Annotated in this window: 6 protein-coding genes and 1 pseudogene; all 7 read right to left on the minus strand. The window is 31.0% G+C overall.

Translation table 11 applies throughout. The features are described from left to right. Positions 1-212 (minus strand): annotated as a pseudogene (locus AB2369_RS11665) (metalloprotease); the annotation flags it as partial. 18 nt (positions 213-230) lie between these two features. Continuing rightward, positions 231-1034, minus strand: a complete 804-nt coding sequence (locus tag AB2369_RS11670) for a M23 family metallopeptidase (protein WP_367666651.1) — start codon at positions 1032-1034, stop codon at positions 231-233. A gap of 179 nt (positions 1035-1213) precedes the next feature. Beyond that, positions 1214-1582 (minus strand): methylglyoxal synthase, encoded by a 369-nt coding sequence (locus tag AB2369_RS11675; RefSeq protein ID WP_367666652.1) that lies wholly within the window; start codon positions 1580-1582, stop codon positions 1214-1216. 21 nt (positions 1583-1603) lie between these two features. After that, positions 1604-2719, minus strand: coding sequence for a rod shape-determining protein RodA (gene rodA / locus AB2369_RS11680; RefSeq protein ID WP_367666653.1), 1116 nt, complete (start codon positions 2717-2719; stop codon positions 1604-1606). 116 nt (positions 2720-2835) lie between these two features. Then, a complete protein-coding gene (gene minE / locus AB2369_RS11685) occupies positions 2836-3102 on the minus strand; it encodes a cell division topological specificity factor MinE (RefSeq protein ID WP_367666654.1) in 267 nt (88 codons plus the stop codon). A gap of 13 nt (positions 3103-3115) precedes the next feature. Then, positions 3116-3916 carry a septum site-determining protein MinD gene (gene minD, locus AB2369_RS11690; protein ID WP_367666655.1) on the minus strand — a complete coding sequence of 267 codons (801 nt, stop codon included), beginning with the start codon at positions 3914-3916 and terminating at the stop codon, positions 3116-3118. Between the two features lie 17 nt (positions 3917-3933). Next, positions 3934-4442: septum site-determining protein MinC (minC, locus tag AB2369_RS11695; protein WP_367666656.1), on the minus strand; the 509-nt coding region annotated here is incomplete at its 5' end.

Raw genomic sequence — 4442 nt, forward strand, 5'->3', positions numbered from 1 at the left:
GGTTTAAGGTCATCAAACTTCTTACTTTCTATATAAGTCCCCATGGGAATTATCTTTAAATTAATATCCTTAATGCCTAATATTTTAGCACATATAATATGAGCCATTTCGTGTAAATATACAAATATAAATCCTCCAATAAAAGCTTTTCCAAAACCTATAACAACAATTAATGCTATGTATGGTATAAAAAATTTATTAATTCTAATCATGAAAATCTCCTAGAAAAATTATTTTTTTATAAATTCTAAAGGATTCTTTTCTTCTCCCATATAAGATAATTGAAAATCTATAAACTTTAGTCCCTTATTTTCTTTAGCTCCTTTCCCTATTACTTCTCCCTTTTCTACCATATCATCTTTTTTAACTTTTATATCATTTATAAAAGAGTATTTTGTTTCTACTCCTGCTCCATGGTCTATGACTACATACCATCCTTGTCCTTCTTTCTCATAACTTTCTTTTACTCTGCCTTTATAGCTGGACTTAATCTCTTTATCATCATTAATTATATCTATGCCTTTATGTGCCCCTTCCCCTATACAATCTTCCTCTTCATTAAAAGCCTTAAGTACTTCTCCATCTAAAGGGAAAATATACTCCTCACTTAAAGATTTAAGAGGAGAATTTAAATTTTCAAAGGAAGTCTTTATACTTCCTATCTTAGAAGAAGTATATTCTTTAATCTCTTCTACTTTTATGTTCTTAAGATCTATAGATTTTACATAGTCTATATATTTTTCATACTGGAAATCTTTACTTACTATTTCTTTTCCATAGTTGTATATATATTGAGTTTTTTCTGTCTTAATTTCCTTACATAACAAAACTATTGAAAACAGTATTAAAGATCCTATAAGCTGAAATATTATGATATTTCCTATATTATCTTTAGTTATTTTCGGAATTATAGATATATCCTTTCTACTTGACATTCCATAGGCTCTTTTAGATGAATAGCTAGGTCCTCCTTTGCTATTCCTTTTTACTATTTGTGAATAATAACTTTCATACTCACTATTATAATTTCCCATTTACTCCCCTCCCCTATTAAGTACTTTTTAAGTTAAAATCCACTGGATAAATTTTTATAATTCATGTATCCACACTTATATTCCTAATAGAATATATATGATATATAAACACCATATTATTCTTATATAAAAATAAAAATACCTTAGTAAAAATTACTAAGGTATTTTTATCTTTATCCCTATTTTCTTTTTAAAGCTGATAGAAAAACTTCCGCACTTCCAATGTTGGTTGCCACTGGAACACAGTGAACATCACATATTCTAATTAAGGATATTACATCTGGTTCGTGGGGTTGAGGGGTTAAGGGATCCCTTAAAAATATGACAAAATCAATTTTCCCCTCTGCTATCCTTCCCCCTATTTGCTGGTCTCCTCCTAAAGGTCCAGATAAAAATCTTTTAACTTTTAAATCCACTATATCCTCTAAAAGTCTTCCAGTTGTACCAGTTGCAAAAAGCTGATGTTCTTCAAAGATATCCCTATATCTTCTAACAAACTCAATCATATCATCCTTTTTTTTATCATGGGCAATCAATGCTATTCTCATAAAATCCACCCCTTATATGTTTTAGAAATTTATTTTTTTTCTTCTCATACCAACACTAAGTACAAGGGCTAAAGCCATATAGTTTGATAAAACAGCACTACCTCCATAACTTACAAGAGGAAGGGTTATACCTGTAATTGGCATAATTCCAATAGTCATTCCTATATTTTGAAGTATAGAAAATAACCATGTGGATAAGAATCCAGCACAAATCATACTTCCAAAAATATCCTTAGAACCCTTAGCTATTTTTATAACTCTATAAAGAAGTATTCCATATAAAAGAAGTAGGAAAACTCCTCCTATAAACCCCCAATGCTCTCCAATAACAGCAAATATAAAATCCGTATGGTTTTCTGGAACAAATTCCGATACATAACTAGTTCCAGAGCCTACACCAGTACCATAAGCTCCCCCTGATCCTATTCCTATCATTGATTGCTTAAGTTGTAGTCCTATCCCAAGTTCATCTGATTCAGGACTTAAAAAGGATGTTAATCTCTTTTTCCAGTGAGGTTGCATTAAAGAAGAATTCCATACTATTGCAACCAATGTTATTACAGACATAAATCCACCAACAATAACCTTAAGATCAAGTCCCGCTATATACATCATTCCAAGTACTATAAAGAAACATATCATAGTAAGTCCCATGTCTGGTTGGAGTAATATGATAACCATGGGAATACCTGCATATAATGCAAGGATACAAAAGTTTTTAAAGTCATTTATCTTTCCATCCATATCATCTAGCTTCTTTGCAAGCATAAGAATAATGGCAAGCTTTGCAAATTCTGCTGGCTGCACTGATAGAGGTCCTATTTTTATCCAGCCTCTTGCTCCATTTACAACTGCTCCAAAAAATCTAGTTCCTATAAGTGCAAGTACTGTAGTCCAGTAAAACAAAGGAACTAAGCTCTGTATTAAACTATAGTCCATAAGTAGAATAATATACACTACAACTAAACTCACTACTAACCACATAATTTGTCTTTTAATAGAATAGGTACCTGACTTTTGGTATGTAGTTAAATATATATTTAGTATACCGAATAAAAAAATTATTAGGGATAATATAATTACTCCAAAATCTAATTCCTTTAACAACTTCGATTCTAACTTTAATTTATTTAGCACTCTTTTATCCCTCCACTTAAGTTTTCAATTCATAGTATAACATATTAAACCCCTCTTAAAACTATTTAAAATGAATATTTACAATGTATTTATTCTTTAATTAGGGATATTTTCCCTTACCTCTCTCTTAAACTTCTTATAGGAATGTTAGCTACTAATGCTGGAGAATCCCCCTCACTTTCACTTCCTTTATTTATAGCTATATCTATTTCTTCACTATCTATATCTACATATTTTGATATTACCTCTAGAATTTCATTCTTTATCTTATTAATAGTTTCTGTAGGTATATCTCCTCTATCATGAATTAATATAAGTTTTAGTCTATCTTTAGCAACATCTTTTGATCCTCCCTTAGAGGTTAATTTCCTTAAAAAATCCATTAAAATAGACCTCCTATTTAAGCTTAAATAGCTTCTTTAATGAGTTAAAGAATCCTGTTGTATTTTGAACATCAAAAGTCATAAAAGGAACGTCTTCTCCAAGGATTCTTTTTGCAACATTTCTAAATGCTTCCCCTGATTGAGCACTATTATCTAGTACTATAGGCTCCCCTTTATTAGTAGACACTGTTATTTCTCTATCATTAGGAACTACACCTAAAAGCTTAACTGAGAGAATTTCTATAATATCATTTATATCTAGCATTTCTCCCTTTTTAGCCATTTCAAAGTCTATTCTATTAACTATAAGCTCATGGGTTTCTAGTCCCTTGGCATCTAATTTCCCTATAACTCTATCTGCATCACGAACAGAAGTTATCTCTGGATTTACAACTACAATCGCTCTGTCTGCTCCAATAATTGCATTTTCGAATCCTTGCTCTATACCTGCTGGGCAATCAATTAAAACATAGTCAAATTCCTTTTTAAGATCATTAACTAAAGTAAACATTTGCTCTGGAGATATATCATTTTTATCCCTAGTCTGTGCTGTAGGTAATAAGAAAAGATTTGAAAATCTTTTGTCCTTTATAAGTGCCTGTTTTAATCTGCACCTTCCTTCTAAAGCATCTAATATAGTATATACTATTCTATTTTCAAGACCCATTAAAACATCTAAGTTTCTAAGTCCAGTATCTCCATCAACAACTACAACCTTTTTACCAAGGGCAGCTAAGGCTGTTCCTATATTGGCTGTGGTAGTTGTTTTTCCTACTCCTCCTTTTCCAGAAGTTATAACAATAGACTCTCCCATAAACTTTTACCTCCAATTTAAATGTATTTATTAACTAGATAGGGCTCTACTACTATTGATCCATCCCTTATCCTTGCTACTTCAGGATAAGAAGGTCTTTCTCCATCATCAGGTGATATAGTTAGAATGTCACTTATTTGCATAATCTGCGGCTCCATAGAGAAAGCTGCAATTATGGCCTTCTCATTGCCACTGGTTCCTGCATGAACATGTCCTTTTATAACACCTAAAACTACTATATTTCCTCCTGCAAACACCTCTGCTCCAGAATTAATATCTCCAACTATTACTATATTTCCAACATAGCTTATAGTTTGTCCACTTCGGATAGTTTTTCTAATAAATTTTGTTCTACCTTCATAAACTCCAGTAAAAACTTTATTTATATTCTCATCTTTATCCTCATAAATACATTCCTTTATAAGAAATTCTTCAAATAAAAGATTTTCAAGTTTTCTCTTATCTCTATCAGTTATGTATTTTAGGTTAGTAGTTATTTTTAACATAGGAGTAATATTGCTGTGCA

Origin of the sequence: Clostridium sp. (assembly GCF_040797585.1) — a bacterium.
Classification (GTDB): Bacteria; Bacillota; Clostridia; order Clostridiales; family Clostridiaceae; genus Clostridium_Z.

Bases quoted from the DNA above. Each gene is read 5' to 3' on its own strand.
- AB2369_RS11670 (WP_367666651.1), bottom strand. From the start codon at position 1,034: ATGGGAAATTATAATAGTGAGTATGAAAGTTATTATTCACAAATAGTA.
- minD (WP_367666655.1), bottom strand. From the start codon at position 3,916: ATGGGAGAGTCTATTGTTATAACTTCTGGAAAAGGAGGAGTAGGAAAA.
- minE (WP_367666654.1), bottom strand. From the start codon at position 3,102: ATGGATTTTTTAAGGAAATTAACCTCTAAGGGAGGATCAAAAGATGTT.
- AB2369_RS11675 (WP_367666652.1), bottom strand. From the start codon at position 1,582: ATGAGAATAGCATTGATTGCCCATGATAAAAAAAAGGATGATATGATT.